At 39.6% G+C, this 22,771-nt stretch carries 20 protein-coding genes; 14 read left to right on the forward strand and 6 right to left on the reverse strand.

Annotation, left to right across the window (positions count from 1 at the left end):
* Positions 1 to 23: 23 nt before the first annotated feature.
* The gene (locus tag R1T16_RS11975; RefSeq protein WP_317501343.1) at positions 24 to 6,038 is read right to left on the reverse strand and encodes a GEVED domain-containing protein; all 6,015 of its coding nucleotides are present in this window, start codon (positions 6,036 to 6,038) and stop codon (positions 24 to 26) included.
* A gap of 339 nt (positions 6,039 to 6,377) precedes the next feature.
* On the opposite strand from R1T16_RS11975, the gene R1T16_RS11980 reads away from it, so the two are divergent.
* Positions 6,378 to 7,157, forward strand: coding sequence for a phosphatase PAP2 family protein (locus tag R1T16_RS11980; protein ID WP_317501344.1), 780 nt, complete (start codon positions 6,378 to 6,380; stop codon positions 7,155 to 7,157).
* Between the two features lie 45 nt (positions 7,158 to 7,202).
* Here R1T16_RS11980 and R1T16_RS11985 read toward each other — a convergent pair whose 3' ends face one another.
* Both R1T16_RS11985 and R1T16_RS11990 read right to left on the reverse strand, forming a co-directional pair.
* Positions 7,203 to 8,072: a cupin-like domain-containing protein gene (locus tag R1T16_RS11985; protein WP_317501345.1), complete on the reverse strand. Its 870-nt coding sequence runs from the start codon at positions 8,070 to 8,072 to the stop codon at positions 7,203 to 7,205.
* 200 nt (positions 8,073 to 8,272) lie between these two features.
* Positions 8,273 to 8,431 (reverse strand): lmo0937 family membrane protein, encoded by a 159-nt coding sequence (locus tag R1T16_RS11990; RefSeq protein ID WP_317501346.1) that lies wholly within the window; start codon positions 8,429 to 8,431, stop codon positions 8,273 to 8,275.
* Positions 8,432 to 8,616: 185 nt separating this feature from the next.
* Between R1T16_RS11990 and R1T16_RS11995 the strand changes: the two genes are divergently transcribed.
* The 9 genes from R1T16_RS11995 (at position 8,617) to R1T16_RS12035 (ending at position 17,645) form a co-directional block, all read left to right on the forward strand.
* The gene (locus tag R1T16_RS11995) at positions 8,617 to 9,960 is read left to right on the forward strand and encodes an NAD(P)/FAD-dependent oxidoreductase (RefSeq protein WP_317501347.1); all 1,344 of its coding nucleotides are present in this window, start codon (positions 8,617 to 8,619) and stop codon (positions 9,958 to 9,960) included.
* A 552-nt stretch (positions 9,961 to 10,512) separates the two neighbouring features.
* Entirely contained in the window at positions 10,513 to 11,352 is an 840-nt protein-coding gene (locus R1T16_RS12000; protein ID WP_317501348.1) for a MotA/TolQ/ExbB proton channel family protein, read from the forward strand.
* Positions 11,353 to 11,441: 89 nt separating this feature from the next.
* Positions 11,442 to 12,092 (forward strand): ExbD/TolR family protein, encoded by a 651-nt coding sequence (locus R1T16_RS12005; protein ID WP_317501349.1) that lies wholly within the window; start codon positions 11,442 to 11,444, stop codon positions 12,090 to 12,092.
* Between the two features lie 20 nt (positions 12,093 to 12,112).
* On the forward strand, positions 12,113 to 12,676 hold the full coding sequence (locus tag R1T16_RS12010) for a biopolymer transporter ExbD (protein WP_317501350.1): 564 nt from the start codon (positions 12,113 to 12,115) through the stop codon (positions 12,674 to 12,676).
* A 30-nt stretch (positions 12,677 to 12,706) separates the two neighbouring features.
* Positions 12,707 to 13,534: an energy transducer TonB gene (locus R1T16_RS12015; protein WP_317501351.1), complete on the forward strand. Its 828-nt coding sequence runs from the start codon at positions 12,707 to 12,709 to the stop codon at positions 13,532 to 13,534.
* A 271-nt stretch (positions 13,535 to 13,805) separates the two neighbouring features.
* Positions 13,806 to 14,735: a substrate-binding domain-containing protein gene (locus tag R1T16_RS12020; protein WP_317501352.1), complete on the forward strand. Its 930-nt coding sequence runs from the start codon at positions 13,806 to 13,808 to the stop codon at positions 14,733 to 14,735.
* A gap of 47 nt (positions 14,736 to 14,782) precedes the next feature.
* Positions 14,783 to 16,477: a tetratricopeptide repeat protein gene (locus R1T16_RS12025; RefSeq protein WP_317501353.1), complete on the forward strand. Its 1,695-nt coding sequence runs from the start codon at positions 14,783 to 14,785 to the stop codon at positions 16,475 to 16,477.
* A 101-nt stretch (positions 16,478 to 16,578) separates the two neighbouring features.
* Entirely contained in the window at positions 16,579 to 17,211 is a 633-nt protein-coding gene (locus R1T16_RS12030) for a 7-carboxy-7-deazaguanine synthase QueE (protein WP_317501354.1), read from the forward strand.
* 26 nt (positions 17,212 to 17,237) lie between these two features.
* Positions 17,238 to 17,645, forward strand: a complete 408-nt coding sequence (locus tag R1T16_RS12035; RefSeq protein WP_317501355.1) for a DUF2059 domain-containing protein — start codon at positions 17,238 to 17,240, stop codon at positions 17,643 to 17,645.
* A gap of 54 nt (positions 17,646 to 17,699) precedes the next feature.
* Here R1T16_RS12035 and R1T16_RS12040 read toward each other — a convergent pair whose 3' ends face one another.
* The gene (locus tag R1T16_RS12040) at positions 17,700 to 18,410 is read right to left on the reverse strand and encodes an SAM-dependent methyltransferase (protein ID WP_317501356.1); all 711 of its coding nucleotides are present in this window, start codon (positions 18,408 to 18,410) and stop codon (positions 17,700 to 17,702) included.
* A 42-nt stretch (positions 18,411 to 18,452) separates the two neighbouring features.
* On the opposite strand from R1T16_RS12040, the gene R1T16_RS12045 reads away from it, so the two are divergent.
* The 3 genes from R1T16_RS12045 to R1T16_RS12055 are packed head-to-tail and all read left to right on the forward strand — an operon-like array spanning position 18,453 to position 19,581.
* The gene (locus tag R1T16_RS12045) at positions 18,453 to 18,944 is read left to right on the forward strand and encodes a YkgJ family cysteine cluster protein (protein WP_317501357.1); all 492 of its coding nucleotides are present in this window, start codon (positions 18,453 to 18,455) and stop codon (positions 18,942 to 18,944) included.
* A 20-nt stretch (positions 18,945 to 18,964) separates the two neighbouring features.
* Entirely contained in the window at positions 18,965 to 19,327 is a 363-nt protein-coding gene (locus R1T16_RS12050) for a VOC family protein (protein ID WP_317501358.1), read from the forward strand.
* An 8-nt stretch (positions 19,328 to 19,335) separates the two neighbouring features.
* Positions 19,336 to 19,581: a hypothetical protein gene (locus tag R1T16_RS12055; RefSeq protein ID WP_317501359.1), complete on the forward strand. Its 246-nt coding sequence runs from the start codon at positions 19,336 to 19,338 to the stop codon at positions 19,579 to 19,581.
* Here the strand turns inward: R1T16_RS12055 and R1T16_RS12060 are convergent.
* The gene (locus R1T16_RS12060; protein WP_317501360.1) at positions 19,578 to 19,787 is read right to left on the reverse strand and encodes a hypothetical protein; all 210 of its coding nucleotides are present in this window, start codon (positions 19,785 to 19,787) and stop codon (positions 19,578 to 19,580) included. The two genes, R1T16_RS12055 and R1T16_RS12060, sit on opposite strands and share 4 nt — an antisense overlap.
* Before the next feature lie 93 nt (positions 19,788 to 19,880).
* The gene (locus tag R1T16_RS12065; protein WP_317501361.1) at positions 19,881 to 21,143 is read right to left on the reverse strand and encodes a DUF1343 domain-containing protein; all 1,263 of its coding nucleotides are present in this window, start codon (positions 21,141 to 21,143) and stop codon (positions 19,881 to 19,883) included.
* A gap of 7 nt (positions 21,144 to 21,150) precedes the next feature.
* Between R1T16_RS12065 and R1T16_RS12070 the strand changes: the two genes are divergently transcribed.
* Entirely contained in the window at positions 21,151 to 22,386 is a 1,236-nt protein-coding gene (locus tag R1T16_RS12070) for an ABC transporter permease (RefSeq protein ID WP_317501362.1), read from the forward strand.
* The last annotated feature ends 385 nt before the right edge of the window (positions 22,387 to 22,771 follow it).

A 22,771-nucleotide genomic window follows, 5' to 3' on the forward strand; every position in this document is an offset into this window, starting at 1 on the left:
TTGTTTTACTAAAATTATAAATCTTAGAATTTAACAACTTTAAGATTAGCAGATCCGCCATATCCTTTTACCTCAAGGATATAGTTTCCTGCGGCAAGGTCAGATAGATCTATCTGTACATTTTGGGTATTTGTATTTTGGTCTATAACCGTTTGTCCTAAAAGAGTAATCACTTTTACATTTGTGATATTGTCGTTGTTTGCAATAGTGATAATATCTCTTGTAGGGTTAGGATAAACTTTTAAGCTATTCATATCAAAAGACGTTCTTCCTGCGGTTACGCTTACTGTAACAGCTAAATAGTCACTTGTACATGTCCCTACGGTCTGACTAACATAATATGTAGTGCCATCTTCAAGTGCAGTATCATTTGATACTGCTATATATTCGTCGGCATCATTTTTTACAAACCAGTTTGCCATTGCGCCATCAACACTATTAACTTCAAGATCGGTTACTGTAGAACCTTCAGTAAACTCCTGAGTAGCTTCTCCTGTTGGAGCATCTGGTATTGCGTTTACAAGTACGTTTACTGTCGCGGCGATACTTGTACAATCGCCAACTGTTTGTGTAACGTAATATGTACCCGTAACAAGAAGTTCGTTTCCGGTTAGTTCGTTACCAGCTTCAACAGCGTACCATGTAAGGCTTGTGCCCTGTGCTGTAAGTTCTGATGCTGTCGCCCCTTCGCAGAAAGTCTGCTCTGTTGCTGTAGGTGCTTCAGCTGTGTTTATAACAACATTGACTTCTGTCGCTGCGCTTGGACATCCGTTTAGTGTTTGTGTCACAAAGTATGTTCCCGTAACAAGAAGTTCGTTTCCTGTAAGCACGTTCCCGTTTTCAGATGCATACCATGCAAGGTCGGTTCCTGTTGCAGAAAGTTCTGAAGCGGTAGCTCCATTACAAAATGTTTGTGCCGATGCTGCCGGAGCCGGTGTTGTATTTACGGTAACAGCAATTTCTGTTGCTATACTTGGACACCCATTAAGTGTTTGAGTTACAAAATATGTTCCTGTAGCAAGAGTTTCAGTCCCGGTAAGAGCAGATCCTCCCTGCGAAGCATACCATGTTAGGTCTGTTCCGTTAGCTAACAATTCTGAAGCTGTTGAACCCGCGCAGAATGTTTGTGCCGATGCAGTAGGAGCTGGAGTTGTATTTATGGTTACAGAAACAGGAACTGGGCCGCTTTCGCAGTCGCTTAGTGTCTGGGTAACAAAATAAGTACCTGTTGAAAGTACTTCTGTCTCCGGAAGAACTGCTACGCCCGCCTGCGAAGCATACCATTTTAATCCTGACCCGGTTGCAGATAATTGAGATACCGTAGCGCCCACGCAAAATGTTTGTGCAGATGCTGTTGGAACCGGTGTAACATTTATGGTAACCGATACAGCTGTAGCGGTACTGGTACAAGAACCTACGGTTTGTGTTACATAATATGTTCCTGTCGAAAGCGATGTATTTCCGGTTAACGGATTTCCGCCTTGCGCTGCATACCATGTAAATGTGGCACCTGCGGCTCCTGTTGCAGTAAGCTGAGATGCTGTGGCAGCTACGCAGAATGGCTGTGAAGAAGCCTCTGGAGCATTAACAGTATTGATGGTTACTGCTACAGTAGTAGCCGTACTAATACAGCCATTTGCCGTTTGTGTTACATAGTATGTTCCTGTAGCAAGAGTAGCGGTTGAAGAAAGTGCAGTACCTCCCTGAGTGGCAGACCATACGAGGTTAGTACCCGTCGCTGCAAGCTGCGATACGGTCGCACCTGCACAAAATGCCTGTGTAGCAGCGGCAGTAGGAGCTGATGTAGTATTTATAGTTACTGTTACCGGTACTGCTGTACTTGGGCATCCGTTTAGCGTTTGTGTAACATAATAAGTTCCCGATGCAAGAACTGTGGTAGGCGCAAGAACCGGACCTCCCTGTGTTGTATACCAGCTAAATGTTGCACCTGTTCCACCTGTAGCTACGAGCTGAGATACAGGAGTGCCTGCACAAAAAGTTTGAGACGTAGCGGTAGGAGCAGGAGTTGTGGTAACAGTCACAGCGACAGTTGTTGCTGTACTCGTGCATGAACCCACCGTTTGTGTTACATAATAAGTGCCTGTTGCAAGAGTTGTTGTTCCTGCAAGAGCTGCTCCTCCCTGAGTGGAAGACCATGTAAATGTTGCCCCCGTGGATCCTGTTACAGAAAGCTGAGAGATCGTTGTGCCTGAACAAACGGTTTGTCCAGCCGAAGTTGGCGCGTTAACTGTCGCAACGGTTACTCCTACAACTGTAGCCGGGCTTGTACATCCGTTTGATGTTTGGGTTACATAATAAGTTTCTGTTGCAAGTATTTCCGTCCCTGTAAGTGGAGCTCCTCCCTGCGTTGCATACCATGTAAATGTTGCACCTGTAACTCCTGTGGCAGTAAGATGCGATGCGGGCGTGTTTGGACAGAATGTCTGTGCAGCAGCTGTTGGTGCTAAAACTGTATTTACGGTAACCTGTACTGTTGTCCTTGAGCTTTCGCATGCGTTTGTTGTTTGAGAAACGTAATAAGTTCCTGTTTCAACTGTGGCAGTAGCAACTAATGCAGTACCTCCTGTTGCTAGTGTATACCAGCTAAATGTTGCTCCTGTTACACCTGTTGCTGCAAGATTAGCAACTGTTGCCGGTCCACATATTGTTTGTGCGGCAGCTGTTGGTGCGGCCGGTGCCTGGCATGGTGTTGTAAAAGTACCTGTTACGTAAGCAGACGCACATGACGCGTTTATAGCTTTAACTCTGAAGTAATATTGTGTTGCAGGTGTTAAAGCGGTAAGGTTATAGTTTAACGCAGTAATTCCTGTAAAAGGAGAACCTGCAATTGGAGAAGTAAAGTTGGCATTTGTATATACTTCCACTGTATAAGAAGTAGCAGCTGTACCTGTTCCTGCTGTCCAGTTTACTGTCTCGGTAGTTGGCGTAGGTATACCGGCTGCGGCTGTTGCAACAGACGGACATTCGTCAATTAACTTGGCCGATACTGCAAATATATTTGGCACAGGCTCTGTTAATCCTGTTGAAGTTTTCGTTAACAGGATAGATGTTACTGTTTTACTTTGATTCTCAGGTAATATTGCGATTGATGTATAGAAAACTTTTGCAGCTCCTGTTTCAGGCGTTCCTGTGTTATCTGTCCTGTTTACGCGTCCAATATTTGTAACAAGCTGTGATCCTGAGCCGAACCAGTCAGGTATTGCTAAATGAGTTGGAGCCGATGTTGACTGTGATGTACCATCCAGAAAGTTTACCTGTGCAGAGACATTAGAAGGTCCACTGCCTGAAGTAACAGCAAGATATAAATCACTTACTTTAAATTGCTGTGTTAAAGTTAGGGTGCCGGACTGAAGTTCAGCAGGTAATCGTAATGCATTATTGAAACCGTAATCTGCTAAAAGGAATCTTACCGCAGGAGTAGTATTAGAGAGAGTTCTGTTTACGTCAAGGCCTACAGAGGTCACTGTTCCGCTTATCCTTTCATAGTCTTTAGCAATGTAGCTGTTGTTTACGGCATCGACGGCATTTGTGGTTGATATTTTTGCAATACCTGTTCCGTTAGCAATAACGTCGGCATTAAATCCTGTTACTGATAGTGGTGTATAGCTGTTTAACGCAACGAAGTTTATAGTAGCAGACCACGCATCATTAAAACATGAAGCGATAGATGTTGAACCTTTGACTCTGTAATAATATGTTGCTCCGTACCCTAAATTTGCAACATCATAATATGAGTTAGATGTGGTGTATGAACCAACAAGTGAAGTTAATGCAGCATCAGAATATAATTCTACTGTATAATTAGGAGTTGTTCCTCCTGTTCCTGCGATAGATGACCAGTTAAGTCTTGCTGTGTTAGCTGTAATATTACTGGCGGTAGCTGCTACAGCTGCTTTTGCGCAGGTAATAGCTTCTGCACTTACTGCACTACTGAATTTAGGGCCAAAACAGGCTGATCCATTTTCGTTATATGTGTAAAGAAAATAGAAATATCGTGTGTTTGAACCTACAAAGTCGTTTAGAGTGGTTAATGTAGGCCCTACAGCCGCAATCACACCACCTCCAAGTTCGGCACCTACTACATAAGTTGCTCCTGTGGCAGGTTGAGATGATAAGGTGTTTGATGTGCTTCTGACTAATAGATAACCGCTTGGAGCTGTAGTAGGTGCTGTAACTGTTATTGTTACATTGGAAGCTGTAATTCCGGATAACTGCATTCCGGCTACTCCGGGAGTTGGACAGTCTGCAGGAGGTGCAACAACAGAGATTGTGTAATCTTCTGTATCTCCGTTTGTAAGCAGGCCGCATGGCGTAATTGTAGTTGCTGTGCTTGAGCGCAGCCTTAATCGGTAATTTCCAAGTGCTGTACCGGCAGGAATGGTAATCGTTCCGTTGTATGTTGTTGCGCCTGTTCCTATGGTCGCAATTGTTTCGCCGGTGTCATCAAAATCAAGGTCTTTGTTCCAGTCAACATATATGTTGATCTTTGTTCCGGTCGCACTCTTTGTTCCGTTATAACTAAACGTAGTGCCTGCTGGCTTAGATACAGCCTGTGCGGTATAATTGTTATATGAAGTAGTAGTTGTGCTATTGGTTATGTTAGCATAGCCCCCCGTCGTTGTAAAGTTTGTGATGTTGTTTGAATTTGTGGTGTTCGTAGCGCTGCAGTATGCATGCGTGTACGTTCCTGTTACGTAATCAGAATCACAAGTTCCGTTATTAGCCTTAACTCTGTAATAATAAGCGGTATCAAGCGTAAGGCCGGTTACTAACTGAGACGTTGCAGTAAGTCCTGTAAATGGAGAGCCTGCAACGGATGTAGTATAACCTGCATCAGTATATACCTCTAGTGTATATGTTGCGCTGCTTCCGCTTGTACCTACTGTACCTAACGTCCAGTTGAATGTAGCCGATGTGTAAGTTGTTGCTGCTGCCGTAGCCGAAGCAACGATAGGGCATGCAGGGGTCACTTTTCCCGAAACCGCAAAGATGTTAGGTATTTTTGCATCTGCTCCTGCTACTGTTTTTGTTATTTTAATAGCATTTACAATCTTAGTATGATTAACAGGGTCAAGAGCCATGCTTATCTGGAATAATTTAAAAGCACCTGTAGATGCTGTTTGTGTAGTTCCGGTTCTTGAAACCCTGCCTATATTGTTTATTATGGCTGGCGATGCAGTAGGTGCTGTGCCGTCCCAGTTTGTAACTACAATTCCTGTAAATATTTGCGAAGTGTTGTCTGCAAACTGTACTTCTACCGAAATTTCAGAGTCTGTATTTCCGGATGCTACAGCCAGATAAAGATTGCTGAGCATTTGCGGCTGAGATAGTGTTAGTACACCAAAATCATTTTGGGCATTAAGCCTTAATGAGTTGTTTAATGCATAATCCTGAAGAATATACTTCAGCCCGGTTACGTTTGGGCTGTTAAGGCTTCTGCTAACAGGTAGGCCATAAGTCAATGTTGCTCCTCCAGAAGTTGGTTTGTAATCAATACATAAATATGCATAATTTGAAGTGCTGCTGTCTACCGAGTTGTTTGTAGAAGTAGAGGCAAGGCCTACGCCATTTGCAATTACATCTGCATTGTACCCTGTAGTGTCAAGCGGAGTGTAACCTGCCTGCGCTGTAAAACTATTGCTTGCAGAGAAATCGCCACAGGTAGTATTGTCTACTTTTACTCTATAGTAATAAGTGGTTCCGGGGATCAGTGCTGTAAGCGGAAAGTTTGTTGCTGTAACCGCCGTGTAAGTGCCAAAAGATGCCGTCATACCTGAGTCAGTGTACACTTCTAAGGTATAGGTAGGTGATGTTGTGTCTGGCACCGCATTCCAGTTAATCCGTGCAGATGTCGTAGTAATGTTACTGGCACCAGCAACAGTTGGTGCTGCTGTACATTGTGCTGAACTATTAGCTGTGATCATAAAGACCACTGCCAGTATCAGGTAATGTATGGGCACAAAACTTCTCGTGGCCAAAAGCAATGCTTCCGGCCATTCAGATAATTTTCTTTTCATAAAGAATTGATAAAGCGTTAATAATTTGGGTTTTTTGTTAAAATTTAGGTTCTTAAAAAGCTAAATTAGCGATAAGTAATTCATGATATTATCTTAATTTTAACAAATGACTAAATCTAACAACGTTATGCATCACTGTTATTATTTAACTGAAATTCAGGAATAAGACATTTTTTCTCACATATTTTGTAGGAATAAGTGGGTGTGCATTATTTTCGAATTCAGCTAATTAATTTTAAATGTTAAATTTTTTAACTTTTTGGTAATGAAAATATGTAACGTATAATTTTTTATGCATTGCTTCGTTATAATACTTTGAAAAAATGGGAAGGATAGTTAATGAAGAGAAAAATCATCTTACTGCTGTCGACACTTACTTTTGTGACAGCAAACGCTCAGGACAAAATTTTTATTGGTAAAGACACCCTCGTAAGCCAAAGCCAGCTAAACAAAAAATCCAGTATTTATAAGCAGCTTATTATACCTACAGTATTAATAGGCTATGGTTCTTTAGGCCTTGTTAGTGACGGTGTAAAAGATGTCAATCATTCTGTACGCTCAAGGTTGAGTTCACGCCTGGCTACAGGCACTACGGTTGATGACTATACGCGTTATGCTCCTGTAGTTTCTGTGTATGCACTAAATCTTGCAGGGGTCAAGGGGAAACACGGCTATAAAGACCTTACCATAATAGTGGCTACATCGCACCTTATAATGGTAGGTGCAGTGATGGGGCTTAAGTCTGCCGGGAAAGTAGAGCGCCCTGACGGCTCAACAAATAATTCTTTTCCATCGGGACATACAGCTACCGCTTTTGCCGGTGCAGAAATTTTATGGCAGGAATATAAAGATGTTTCGCCTTGGTATGGTGTTGCCGGTTTTGCCGTTGCTACAGGAACAGGCTTTTTACGGATCTATAATGACAGGCACTGGCTGACCGATATTGCGGCAGGAGCCGGAATAGGGATACTGAGCAGCAAACTTGCCTATTGGCTTCATCCGTTTATTCAGAAACATCTTTTCAGCCCAAAAGATGATACCGACAAAAAGGTCATAGGAATGGTTGCGCCATTTTATAATGGGGAACAGGCCGGCCTGAGTGCAGTAATACGATTTTGATAAACTACAAAGAGCCCGAAATTTACTTTCGGGCTCTTTGTAGTTTTATTTGATGCCAATTGTAGCATTTGTCCTGCGTATGGCTTCCTTGTCTTTATAATCCAGCCATTCCTGGCCTTTGCGCTTGCGCATCCAGTTGTCATAATACCTGTTAAAAGCAACGTTTGTAAGGCCTTTAAGCAGGTTAGAAGGCCGTCCTGCCAAAGAGCGCAGGCTTAAAGAAAAACCGGGTGTGAGGTACTTCATATAATGCCACCATCCTTCGGGCATATAAAGCATCTCTCCATGTTTAAGTTCTGTTATATATGGTTTTACGTGTTGTAGTGCCGGAAACTTTTCGAAATCCGGATTGTCAAAGTCTATATCTTCATTGCAAATCCATGAGTAGGGCAGGCGGTACATGTATTTTGTTTCCTTTGGGTCTACAAGGACGCATTGTTTTCTTCCGTCAAAATGAAAATGGAAGATATTAGGAAAATCAATATCATAATGCATAAACACTTTAGCATCCTGGCCGCCAAAAAACACAAGCGGCAGGCTCTTCAGTAGGCGTAAACCAAGGTCGGGCCATTTCATGTCATCTTTCATAGACGGAGCGTCTTTCATAAGGTTGTATAAAAAGATGCGTAGGTCTGTTGGACCTTTTTTTAAAATGTCAATGTATTCATTCATTGTCATCGTAAAGTCGGGTTCATTTACTTTTTTTGTGTAATCTGTTTTTCGGCTGTCATAAAGCGGGACCATTTTGTCGCCGGCAACTTCGCGTATAAAATCCAGGTTCCATTTTGTAAATGCAGGCCAGTCTTCTATCTGATTGGTTATTACGACCGGTTTTTGCGGTTTATAGTAGTTTTCTATAAACTCCTTTTTTGTGAGTTTTTCAACCCTCTCTATTTCTATATATTCAAAACTCATTAGTATAGTGTGTTATATGTTGCCTGTGTTAAGGCAATATCAAATGTAAGCAAAAACTAAATTCAAAAATAGAGTAAAGCACAATTGCGAGCCGATTAATGATTTTTATATTACCGTTGAATAATTGGCGTAAAAAAAGCAAAACCCGCCATATTTCAGGAGGGTTTTGCTTTTTTGATTGTTTGGTGATACTAGACTGCTTATGGGCGTCTGCCTACTGCAAGTCTGTATAGTATTCCGATAATTGCTAATACCAGTAGTATGTGGATAAGGCTACCTACGGCTTGTCCAAATCCAAAATATCCTACCAGCCATCCTATGATAAGGATTACGATAATTAATGATACTAAATCTCTCATGGCTCTAAATTTTTAATTAGTTAGTGAGATAAAATTACTTCTTTACGGTAAGAGCTGTTAATTAATTAAGAATCCTTTAATAGCCAAATTTTTCTTAATAAAATTTATGCTCTAAATAAATGATTAAAAACAGCTTTAGCTGAAATTTAATTAATTACATTTGTGTTGTTATAGAATAATTTGCAATGCAAACTCCATTAAAAGTTGCAATTGTAGGCGCCGGCTTGGTTGGGTCTCTTTTAGCAATATACCTTAAAAGGGCAGGTCATGCAGTTCATGTTTACGACCGTAGTCCCGATATCAGAAAAATTCAATTTTCAGGAAGATCCATCAACCTTGCTATGTCAAATCGTGGCTGGCGCGCGCTTGATGATATAGGTCTTGGTGATGAGATACGAAAAATTGCAATTCCTTTAGATAAAAGAGCGATACATCTTGTAGGGCAGCCGCTTAGTTATCAAAACTACGGAAATGAAGGAGAGTGTATCTACTCTATTTCCAGGGGCGTGCTTAACAGGCAGATGGTTACACTTGCAGAAGCTGAAGGTGCCGAATTCTTTTTTGAAAGCAGGATTTGGGACGTGAACATGGCGGATGCTACACTGCACATTGGTGAAACTGAAAAGGGGCCTTGGGAAGATCTTAAGTACGATATGGTTTTTGGATCAGATGGCGCGTTTTCAAGGATAAGACACAGAATGCAGCGCCAAAATATGTTTAATTATTCCCAGGAGTTTTTAAATACAGGATATAAGGAGCTTAATATTCCTGCAAATCCTGATGGTACACACAAGCTTGATAAAAACTCGTTCCATATATGGCCACGTCATGATTTTATGCTGATAGCGATGCCTAATCTCGACGGAAGTTTTACCTGTACATTGTTTATGCCTTTTGAAGGCGAAAATTCTTTCGAATCACTAAAAGACAAGGAAACACTTGAAGCATTCTTTGCTAAGCATTTTCCTTCTACAATAGAAGTTATACCAAACCTTGTTGAGGATTTCTTTAAGAACCCAACAAGTACCCTTGTTACCATGAAGTGTTATCCTTGGACGTATGAAGATAGAGTAGCACTTATAGGAGATGCTGCCCATGCGATAGTTCCGTTTTACGGGCATGGTATGAATGCAGGTTTTGAAGATATAACAATACTTAGCCAGCTTATGAAAGAGTATGGCGACGACTGGAAAACCATATTTAAAAAATACCAGGAAAGCCGTAAACCGAATGCTGATGCAATAGCTGAATTGTCGTATCGTAACTTTATGGAGATGCGATCTAAAACGGCCGATGCAAAATTCCTGCTGCAAAAGAAGATTGAAAAACGTTTCTCGGAAAAATATCCTGATAAATGGCTCCCATTATATAGTAGGGTTACATTCAGTTTCAGGCCTTATGCGGAGGCATTAGCTATTGGCGACCGCCAGAAAGAAATTATGGATGAAGTGATGAAAATTGACGGGATCGAAAATAAATGGGACAGCAATGAAGTTGATGAAAAGATTTTAGCGTTTCTGGAAGCATAGAAAAAATATAGTATTATACAAATGAAAATGCCGGAATTACTATCCGGCATTTTTTATATAATGTGATTAGGTAAGTCATTTTTTAGTGAAAAACCGTATATTTAAATGTAAAGATATAGGAGTTATAGTATTTGTGACCTTTTGAAGGTTCTAAAACGTTTTCAAAGGCTGAACTTAGCGCAATGACTCTATCGTTTTAGTGAATATTTTCTAAAAAAAATCTTTAAAAGCAGAGAATGGAATAATTTGCCATGCCTGCACAATAAATCGTTTTGATTTATGTTATTTGTACTGAATACATCTTAATTTCAATTATTTAATAAATAATGATAGTTTTTGAATGGGTAAAATCGAAAATTTATATGGTTTGTGTTTAAACTAAATGTTTCGGCAGGTTTATTTTTGCAATAAATTATTGTTAAGAATTGATAAAAAAAACCAATTTATTTTTTTTTATGGCTTAATGGTATAAATTTGCCAATCTTATATAAAGAAAATTTTAACAATAAGAAACTATTATTAAAAAATCAGAAAACTAAATTTTTAAAAAAAATGGCAAACGCATCTATTCAGAAGGTTGAGAAAAAGGAAGAAGGATCAGGATCTAACATATTCGCTGGCTTAGCGATGGTTGTATGTATCATTGTAGGTATCCTTGTGTGGAAATTCATAATGGGAGCACCTTCAAATTTCCAGGATGGTAATCCTGAAGGACACCCACTACCAGGTAACTACCTTGCAATGGTTTACAAAGGAGGGTATGTTGTACCGGTACTTATGGGGTTATTATTAATGTCTATTGTGTTTTCATTTGAGCGTTTCTTCGTTATCAGCAAAGCGTCTGGTAAAGGAAATGTTGAGTCTTTCTTAAGAAAAGTACAGTCTCAAATCAGTGCAGGTAACATCAACGAGGCTATGGCTGAGTGCGACAAACAACAGGGAACTGTTGCTAACGTTGTAAAAGCAGGTCTTCTTAAATACGAAGAAGTTAAAAAAGAAGGTTTTGACAGCGAAAGAGCTGAAGCTGCTATCCAGCAGGAAATCGAGCAGGCTACTTCATTAGAAATGCCAATGCTTGAGAAAAACCTTGTAGTTATCTCTACTCTTGTATCTGTAGGTACACTTATGGGACTTCTTGGAACGGTAACAGGTATGATCAAGGCGTTCTCTGCTCTTGGTGCAGGTTCTACTCCGGATTCATCTCAGCTTGCAAACGGTATCTCTGAGGCACTTATCAACACTGCTACTGGTATTGGTACTTCTGCACTTTCAATTATCGCATACAACGTGTTCACGTCTAAAATTGACAAACTTACTTACTCTATTGATGAGGCTGGATTTACAATCGTACAAACGTACAGAAGATTCAGATCTCGTGCTAATCAGGCATAATCAATAGTAGAAGTATAACAATATATATAGGGATGGGAAAGCACATTATGATGTGCTTCCATTTTCTCTATAGCTAATAAAAATCAATAATGGCTAAAGTTAAAATATCAAAGAAGAGCACAAGGATAGACATGACCGCGATGTGCGACGTGGCATTCCTTTTGTTGTCATTCTTTATTATGACAGCTACTGCAAAGCAGCCTGAGCCTAAACCGGTAGATACTCCTGCTTCAACGGTACTTGATAAGCTTCCGGAAGAGGGTGTTGCTACTATTACAGTAGGTGATAAAGAAGTGTTCTTTACCATGCCGGCTAATCTAAGGGAGGGTACACTTAAACGTATCTCTGCTCAGTATAATGTTCCTTTTACAGCAGAAGAGTATAAAACTTTTTCTACTATGGAAGGATTTGGAGTGCCAATTAATCAGCTTAAAGGGCTTCTTAAACTAGATGCTGCTAAAAGAAACGAGGCTGGACTTCAAAAAGGTATTCCTTATGACTCGATCAATAACCAGTTAGGTGACTGGGTTAAGTATGCAAGGGAAGCTGAAAAAGAACTTCTTGAAGGTAAACTGGCTACTCAGGAAATTACAATAGATAAGTTTAAAGATCTTGATATCGCCATTAAAGGTGATGCAAAAGAAGATTATCCTACTGTAAAGAGAGTAATTGACATCCTTCAGGATCAAAAGAAAAACAGGTTCTTCTTAGTGACCGGTTTGAGAGACGAAAACTTTTAATTTTATAAACACGATATAAAATGGCAGAATTAAATACCGGCGACGGTGGCGGCAAGAAAGGCGGCAAGGTAAGAGCCAAGAAATCGAATCCCGGAGTTGACTTAACAGCGATGGTGGATTTGGCTTTCCTTCTTATTACGTTCTTCATGCTTACCACTACGCTTTCTAAGCCGCAGTCTATGCCGCTTGCAATGCCGGATAAAACAGATGATCCCGTAGATCCGGGCACTAAAATTCCTGAGGAAAGGCTTTTAACAGTTCTTATAGGGGATAAAAATCAGATAATGTGGTACAGAGGTAAGTTTGAAACTCCGGTTGAAGCTCCGACTAAAGCAGTGTTTGGTAAGGATGGTATCCGAAAAGATCTTCTTAAAGAAATTGAAATAGGTAAGGCAATTGCTAAAAGAGATGGCGGTAAAGAAGGAGACGGACTTATCGTGAACATTAAAGCAAGTGATAAGGCAAGTTACAAAAACCTTGTTGACATGCTTGATGAAATGGCGATCACTCACCCACAGCTTTATGCTATAGGCGATATTACTCCGGGAGAACTTGACCTGTTAACTAAATCAGGTTTATACTAATCTGAGGCGGTTACATAAAAAACTATAATTATGTCAAAACTGAATATTTTTAATAAATCTTGGGTTGATTTGGTCTTTGAAGGCCGAAACAAACAGTATGGTGCTTACCAGCTTCGTACAGAAAACCCTAAGACTACAGTAAGGGCGCTTATCATTGGTGCTTTGCTTTTCATCTTTCTTGTAGCGACTCCTATGATTGCAGACAAGCTTGGTGATATGGCATCAAAAGAGGATGACAACGTAGATAAGGTTATCGAGGTTGTTGATATTCCTGAGCCGCCTAAAGTAGAAGAAGTATTGCCTCCGCCTCCACCACCGGTAGAGCAGCAACAGGCCCCTAAGTCTATTGTTGAAGAGGTAAAGCTTAAGCCGCTTGTAGCTGCTAAGAAAGAAGAGGTTCCGGAAGATCCTCCTAAAACTGAGCAGTTTAAAGAAGCTGATCCAAGTTCAAGAAATGCAGAGGCAAGCCCTACAGGTGATATCAACATTGGTAAGCCTTCCGGTGACCTTGATAAAGGTGTAGAAGCTCCTGATAATACAGTATATACTACAGCAGGTCTTCAGGTTCAGCCTGACTTTCCGGGTGGTTTAGGAGCATTCAACAACTATATCCTTAAAAACTTTAGAATTCCTGAAGTTGACCGTGATATGCAGGCAAGAATCTATGTTTCTTTCGTTGTAGAGAAAGATGGTTCGTTAACAGCTATCAAAGTTCTTAGGGATCCTGGTTACGGATTAGGTAAAGAAGCAGAGCGTGTACTTAAATCTCTTAAGATTAAGTGGAACCCTGGTATCCAGAACGGTAAACCGGTAAGGACTTCTTTTAACCTTCCTATCACGATTAACATTAAATCATAAGGAATAAGAGATGCTTTCAAAAAGACAATCTCAAGAACAAACACAGAAATCGCCCATACAGCGATTTCTGTTTGTTTTAGGTCTGGTGTTCTTTCTGCTTTATTTGGCATTAGGATTAACTTTAATATTCTGGAAAGAGATTCCGTTGTCAATTACATACAATGGCCGCCTGGCTATGGGTGTGTTGCTTATCGCGTACTCTTTCTTCAGGTTTATACGACTTTGGCAAAACAGATAAAAGGTAATCATAACCTAAACTTTAAACTGATCCATGAAATATACCTATAGATTATTCGTTCTACTTGTTGTGTTTACTGCGGGAGTATTCTCCTGCAAAGGAGATAAGGCACCGGGAGAAGGTGTGAATGCCGATATACCTACTGCGGGTAAAACAACGCTCTATGCTGATAATACCGTTCAGCCGATTATAGAAGATGTGCTTGCAGTTTTTCATAGCGTATATACAAGGGCTGATGTTACACAGGTTAACCTGAACGAGACGGAATTGGTAAATGCCATGATAAAGGATTCTGCAAGGGTGGTGGTAATGTCAAGATTGCTTACAGATGAGGAAGAGTCTAATTTCAGGAGAAGAAAGATTACACCTGTCGTAACACAATTTGCTACAGATGCCATTGCATTTATAACCAATAAGTCGGCTAAAGACTCGGTTGTAAACCTTGATGAAATTGTTAAGGTTATCAAAGGAGGTACTTCTGATAAGATTCAAAAGCTTATTTTTGACAACCCTAATTCGAGCAGTGTCCAATATCTTTTGAAGTACGCAGGAGTAGCGAAGCTTCCATCTGGAAATATCTATTCTCTTAAGTCGAACGAAGAAGTAATCCGTTATGTTCACAAAAACCCCGGATCTGTGGGTGTGGTGGGTGTGAACTGGCTTACACAACGTCCCGAATCTTTGGCAAAAATTGTGTCGGATATCACGGTTTTAGGTGTCGATAATGTTAAAATTGATAAAGGCGCAAAGAAATACTATAAGCCGTTCCAAAGCAATATAGCTACGAATTCGTACCCTTTAACAAGGAAACTGTATGTGTTAAATTATAGCGGCAGGGAAGGATTGGGCACAGGTTTTGCAACTTACATAGGAGCATTTGAAGGGCAACGCATTATTTTGAAGTCAGGATTGCTGCCTGTTGAGATCCCAACAAGGGAAATTGAGGTGCGAAGTGACTTGTAGTTACAGATAAAAATAAAATTGAAAAAGTTGAATATAAAATAATACAAATGAAAGACTTGAAATTTATCGGTTTATCGTTGTTGTTTTTTGGAGTTGCATCTGCACAGGATGTAAACGAAGCAAAGAAAGCAATTGATGCCGAGCAATACCAAAAAGCAAAAACAATTTTAAAATCCTTAATTACTTCTTCACCGGATGAAGGAAAGAATTATTTTCTATTAGGTGATGTTTATCTTAAACAAACAGAGCAGGATTCGGCTGTAATTTATTTCAATAAAGGAAAGGCTGTAAAAAACAATCCTGAATTCAATAATATTGGACTTGGACAGGTTGACCTTAACAATAGCAATGCACCTGCTGCACAGGCGAAATTTGCTGAAGTTGAAAAATCATTAGGAAAAAGAGATGTAGACCAGCTTATTTATATTGGCCGTGCTTACATATTCTCTGATAAGCCTGATTACAAAAAAGCTGTAGAGTTCTTAAATAAAGCAATCGCTAAAGATCCAAAATCTGCACAGGCTTACCTGAGCCTTGGGGATGCATACTATGGAGACAGAAAACAAAATGAAGCATATTCTGCTTATCGTAATGCGCTTCAGTATGACAGTTCTCTATTAAGAGCTAAATTACAGCTTGCGGTTATTACAAAAAATACAAGAGCGGCCTTCCCTGAAGCAATAAAAGCTTTTGACGGTATCGTTGCAGCTAACGCAAACTACGGTCCTGTTTACAGGGAGCTTGCTGAAACATACTACATTTGGGGTGTTACTGAGCCTGCGAAGAAAACAGAATACAACGCTAAAGCGCTTACATATTATGAAAAGTATATGAGCCTTACGGATTATTCGCTTAACTCACGTATGAGGCATGCTGACTTCCTTCTTCTGACAGGGGACTACAAAGCACTTGAAGCTGAAGCGTTAAAAATGCAGCAAATGGACAAAGTGAACCCAAGGATACTACGTTACCTTGCCTATTCACTTTATGAGAACGGTAAATTTACAGAAAGTTCTGCAGCGATGAAAGAATGGATTTCTAAAGCAGATCCTAAGCGTATCATTGCGCGTGATTACCTTTACTTAGGTCTTGCTGATCTTGCATCAAGTGTTGGGCAGGATGATAAAGGTAACACTGTAATTAAAAACCAGGCTACATTTGACGAGGCTATCGCTAATATTAAAAAAGCAGCTGAAACCGACATAAGCATCACTAATGAGTTTAATACTGTTGGTCAGAAATTGTTTAAACAAAAATTATATGGTCCTGCAGCAGTTGTGTTTGAAGTAGCTACTTCAAATCCTGATAACAGAAACATGATGCTTGATAGTTTCTACCTTGCTTATTCGGTATACTACGATCACGTAAACAAATCTCCTGAAGCTCAAAAAGCAAATGTTGAAAATCTTAAAAAGGCAGATGTAGCACTTGCTAAAGTTATAGAGCTTAATGCAAATGCACAGGATGCTTATTTATACAGGGCTAAAGTGAACAGGTACATACAATCGCCTGAGTCATTAAAAACAATGGCTGAGTCTTATGATAAATATATCGCTATCGTAGTGGCTGCCGGTCCGGCTGAAGTTACCAAGCAAAAAGCAAACCTACTTGATGCTTATGCTAATGCAGGTGCATATTATGCAGTAACTGACAAAGCTAAAGCATTAGATTACTTTAATAAAGCACTTGCGCTTGACCCTAATGATGAATTCGTTAAAGGTCAGCTTAAGGCTCTTAAATAATATTTCTTCAATACTTATAAAAACCGACGGCTTGCTGTCGGTTTTTTATTTGCTTAAAATAAAGGGATTAATGCTTATCTTTGCACCCTGTTTGAAATATCATGCTGAAGAAGGAAATACAAATACAAGTAGAAAAAGGTGAGATGCTTCCGCTTATGGAAGAGTTCTATACCATTCAGGGAGAAGGTTACCATACCGGTACTGCTGCTTACTTTATCCGCGTAGGCGGATGCGATGTGGGCTGCCACTGGTGCGATGTTAAAGAAAGCTGGAATGCTGCACTTCACCCACCAACAGACATTTATACTATTGCTGCAAACGCTGCAAAATATTGTAAAACGATTGTAGTGACAGGGGGTGAGCCACTTTCCTGGGATATGGGTCCGCTTACCGCAAGGCTTAAAGATCACGGATTGAGGGTACACATAGAAACGTCGGGAGCGTATGCACTTTCCGGGACATGGGACTGGATTTGCCTTTCGCCTAAGAAGACGAAGCTGCCTACGGAAGAAGTGTATGCCCATGCCCACGAATTAAAAGTGATTATCCATAATAAGCACGATTTTGTTTTTGCTGAAGAGCAGGCAGCTAAGGTAAATGGCAACGCCATACTTTTCCTTCAGCCTGAATGGAGCAAAAAGGAGGAGATGACTCCGCTTATTGTAGATTATGTGATGAACAATCCTAAATGGAGGGTATCGCTGCAAACACACAAGTATCTAAATATACCTTAATAAAAACCAACTTAAATTTTTACAAAATGAAAAAAGTAATATTGGCGGCAATCTTTATGCTGGTTGCGCAAGCAGGAATGGCTCAGGCTACAGACGCTATGAAAGCAGATGTGAAAAAGTTTTTACAGATTTCAGGAATTAACGGGCAATTAGACGCGGCTAAAAAACAGGTGCTATCAATGGTGCCTGCCGAAAAGCAAGCTGAATTCACTAAAGAATTTGATGCTTCTCTTGCACCGGTTATTAAATTTCAGGAAGAATATTACCTGAAAGAGTTTACTGCAGATGATCTTAAGCAAATGATTAAATACTACGAATCTCCGATTGGTAAAAAGTTCGTAGAAAAGTCGGCTGGTTTAGCGCAGGCAAGTATGCCGGTTGTGCAGGAATGGAGCCAGGGTCTTCAGGGAATGGTTATGAAATACATGCAATAATTTCATTATACGTTATAAAAAGCAAAATTCTGGACTTGTCCGGAATTTTACTTTTTATAAATGTGTCATTCTTGCCAAATAATCATAATGTTTGCCTTCCGCTGTCAGTTCACACTTGAGCCCGTTAGCGTAAGCTGCATTTTGCAATGTGTTATAGTCTACGTACAGCCAATTAAAGGCTTCTTCTGTTTCATTTTTATAAGATACTGTAAAAGTTACTTCTCCGTAATACTCAACGTCCGACGGTATCCATTTTCCACCGTCTTCATCTTCATCAAACATGTAAATGATGTCAGACGAATCTATGAGAATCTGTCCGCCTTCATTTAAGAGTGATTTTAGTTTTTGTAGGTAAACTGATATTTTAGAAAGCTTTTCAAAGATTCCGGTGCCGTTCATAAGTAACATAATGGTGTCATATTTTTCATTTTCCAGATCCATTATGTCAATTACCCTTGCATCTTTTACTCCCTGAAGCCTGCATGCCTCTATCGCATTGGCAGAAATATCAATAGATGTTACCTTAAGTTGTTTTTCATCCTGTAGATAAAGTGAATGGCTTCCGGCACCGCAGCCTATATCAAGCACACTGCCTTTAGCAAGCTCAAGCGCAATCTTTTCAATCTTTGGCATTTCTTTGTAACTCCTGAAAAGATAGGCAACACTCATTTCATCCTCTTCAGATATCGATGTTTCGGTTATAAGATTTTCGGGCGCATTGCCGGTTTGATAGTCTAAAATAGCTTTTCCGAAAAGGTCTTTCATTTTTTTATACTTTTGCCAGATGATTGATAAATGCCCTGAGTGATGGATAACTTTTTAAAACAGCTCCCAAAGCTTGCCAAAGATAAGCATAACGAAAACAAAAAGTTTTTTGATAAGCTTAAAAAGAAAGCGCCTAAAAATTTAGACTACATTATGCAGGAGCTGCATGACAAAGAGTTTAAGAAAACCGACTGCCTTACCTGTGCTAATTGCTGCAAAACCACCGGGCCGCTATTTACCCTTGCCGATATAGAGCGAATTGCCAAACACATGCGCCAAAAGCCGCAGCAGTTTATTGACAGTTACCTGCGTATTGATGAGGATAATGATTATGTACTACAAAGCGTGCCCTGTACTTTTCTGGATAATGAAAATTACTGCATGATATATGATGTGCGCCCCAAGGCGTGCCGCGAATTCCCGCATACCGACAGAAAGAAATTTCAGCAGATAAGTAATCTTACGCTTCAAAATGTAGCTATTTGCCCTGCCGCCTACAATATTGTGGAAGAAATGAAAAAGAAAATTGTTTAGCTTTGTCCTTAATAAATGGTATGGCAAAATTTACGATACTAAAACCAACGCTTTATACAAAGCAGCTTAAGGAATCAGTAGCGTTCTATTCAGAAATACTGGGTTTTGAATGTGCTGCCTTTGAAGAAGCCCTCGGTTGGGCATCGTTGCAAAAAGATAGTGTTGAGATAATGCTTGCATATCCTAATGAGCATATACCTTTTGACTTGCCTGTTTTTTCAGGTTCCCTATATATTACCACTGATAGTGTTGATAGGTTGTGGGAGATGTATAAGAACAGGTGCAAGGTTTGCTATGATATTGAAAACTTTGATTATGGTATGCGTGAGTTTGCTATTTATGATAACAATGGCTATTTGCTGCAGTTTGGCCAGCAGCTGTAATTTAGATTATGAAAACATTCAGAAAACTTTTAGGACTATTAGTCGTGTCGGTAATGATAGCAATAGGTCTGTTTTTTATAAACAGCAGTGTTATTGTAAGTAGTTTTAGCGACAAGGTTTCAGAGATATTGTTTTTAACACTTCCTGTATTTATAGTATTGGCTATCTTGTTTTATGTAAACAGGGCACTAGTAAGAACAGTGAAAAGTGTAAGAAACAAAAAACCTTCCGCTGGGGAAGGTTTAAATCTTTAAGCAGCAGCTTCTTCATTGTGCTGTTTTAATTCTTCTACAAAGCCGGTAATGCTGTGAAGTTTATCGTCTATGTATTCCAATAATCCTTCAATACGGTCTCTAAGATCGCTGAAGAATTCTATTATGCTGTCTACATAACCTTTTATCTTTTCTATAAAGTTGATGATGTACTCAACTATATTGTCAATTTTGTCTGAAATATTCATGGCTCTTTTGATTTGTTGATTAATACAACTGAAAATTACAAAACAGCATTCATAAGAGGAAACACTTTGTATAAACATTAAGAATTTTAGTCCTTACTCTTCATAAATAAAATATTTTTCCCTTGTCTCCCTGAATTTAATAAGGCCTTCCTGCCAGCTTTGACGGATCTGCTCTTCGGTCTTGCCGCTTTCTATCTGCTGCTGTAATTTTGTTGTCCCGGCTAGTTTGGTGAAAAACGGGATGAAGAATTTAGATTTGTCGGCGGTGGCTGCATACGCCTTTAAAAGCCATTTCAGTTCAAGCCTTGTTACGTGCTTTGCTTTAGACAGATCTTCTCCATAACACTCTTTACCATTGTACAAAGGATCTTTGGCGCCAAAGTTTGGTTTCGGAATAAAGCTGAAATTAAACTTTGATTCAGAAAGATATGGCGAACCGTATATCTGGAACTGTTTTTCGGTACCACGGCCCATGCTGACATTTGTGCCTTCAAAGAAGCAAAGGCTTGCGTACAGGTTTATTGATTGGTCGTTTGGTAGATTTGGCGAAGGCCTGTCAGGTAAACTGTAAGGCATATCGCGTTTATAGCCTGAGCAAGGAATTACGCTAAGGTTACACGGCTTGTCGCTTTTCGTCCATTTTTCCCCAACTATCATTTTTGCATATTCGCCTATTGTCATTCCGTGAAGTACAGGTATCGCGTGCATTCCTATAAAACTTGTGTTTTCCTTCTCTAATACGGGGCCGTCAACGATACTACCATTAGGGTTAGGCCTGTCGAATACAATAAGCGGAATATTATTTTCGGCACATGCCTCAATAATATAATGTAGTGTAGATATATAGGTGTAAAAACGGGCGCCTACATCCTGCAGGTCAAAAACCATGACATCGATACCTTCAAGCTGTTCTGGTTTTGGTTTTTTGTTGTTTCCATACAGGGAAATTACCGGAAGCCCTGTTTGGGTGTCCTTTCCATCTTTTACGAGTTCGCCGGCATCGGCAGTACCTCGAAAACCATGTTCCGGCGCATAAATTTTTTTGACGGCTATATTTTTTGATAAAAGGAAATCGACTATAGATATCCTGCCATTCGCGGTTTTTACTGTTCCGGTCTGGTTGGTAACGATTCCTGTTTTTTTTCCTTTGAGCAGAGAAGCATAATTTTTAAAATTTTCGGCGCCTGTATTGAATTCAACCGGTGTTACAATTTTTAAGGTATCATTTATCGTTGTTGTGGTCTGGAAATTTTGGGTAACTGATGATGTGTTTTTGTCTGAAACGGAATTTCCGCATGCAGCCATCAGTATAAATGAGAATAAAAATGTATTTTTGAACAACGAATAAGATACCATAAGTCAGTTGAATTTAGAATATTTCATAGCCCGCAGACTGGTTACTGCAAAGAACCATAAAAGTAGTATATCTGCCCCAATTATAAAAATTGCGATTATTGCGATAGCCGTGGGTGTTATTATGATGATTGTAGCTGTTGCGACAGGTTTCGGCCTGCAGGATAAAATACGCGAAAAGGTTTCGGCTTTCAATGGACATGTTATTATCTCTAATTTTGACGATAACGAGTCGGAAGTTAGTGTTGCGCCATTATCTATTCATCAGGATTTCTACCCAAAATTTAAAAATATCCAGGGAATTGATCATGTCCAGGCGGTAGCTGCAAAAGCAGGTATCATCCGTACGGCAGATGCTTTTGAAGGAGTGGTTTTTAAAGGGGTAGGGAAAGAGTACAAATGGGATATTTTGGAGGAGTATATCGTGGATGGCAGAAAACCCGATCTAAAAAACACGCTCAATACAGAAGTATTGCTTTCGCAATACCTTGCTGACAGGCTTCAGCTTAAGGTAGGCGATAAATTTAACACCTATTTTATGAAGGAAGGTGGTAACGGGATGCCGAACCTTAGGGTGTTTAAATTGGTAGGTATTTACAATTCAGGATTTCAGGAATTCGATTCAACATTTATAATAGGCGACATCCGTCATGTACAGCGCATAAACAAATGGAAAGACGGGCAGGTAGGGAGTTTTGAAGTTTTTATAGACGATTTTTCTCAAATTGAGGAAAAAGGTGAGGAAATATATAAAGCGATACCGTCTACGCTTACAGCGCAAACAATAGAAGAAAAATATATCAATATCTTTGAATGGCTGAAATTGTTTGACACCAACATTATTGTAATAATTGTAATTATGATAATCGTGTCTACTATTAATATGGTAGTGGCGCTGCTGGTTCTCATATTAGAGCGTACTCAAATGGTAGGCATGCTTAAAGCATTAGGAGCTTCCAACTGGAGTGTGCGAAAAATATTTTTGTATAATGCGGGTTACCTTATTATAAAAGGTTTGTATTGGGGTAACCTTATAAGTATAGGATTGCTGCTTACCCAAAAATATTTTGGAGTTATTAAACTCCCTCCTGAAAATTATTATGTAAATGTAGCTCCTGTAACAATACACATACCGGCAATATTGCTTATAAATTTAGGTACTGTGATTGTATGTTTGGCTTTATTGCTAATCCCTTCTTATATTATTACAAAGATATCGCCGGTAAAAGCACTCCGTTTCGATTAGTTGTAATCTATTTTATATCATCCCGGTTCATCCGGGATTTTTTGTGTTTTATATTTTACAGTTTTTTCCTGCTTTCGCCTATATCTCTCCGCTTCGCTTCGAGGATACCGGCTCAATCAGGGCTGGATGGAGAGTTTACTATATAAGAGTTATATCAAAAGCAAATCTTATTTTGCTATACCTATATATAAGAGTAAAGGACTTTTTTTGTTTCTTCCCTGTAGGGGGCAGGATTGTCGCAAAACACCATTATGCTTAAAAAAACTTTCATACTCAAAAACGGTTATATCAGCAAGTTAGGATTAAAGGTTAAAAAAACATTAAAAAAAGGTTGCTTAAAGTTTGGAAAAGGGGAAAGAAGTGCTACTTTTGCACCCGCATTAGA

The organism is Flavobacterium sp. DG1-102-2, assembly GCF_033042555.1.
Lineage (GTDB): Bacteria > Bacteroidota > Bacteroidia > Flavobacteriales > Flavobacteriaceae > Flavobacterium.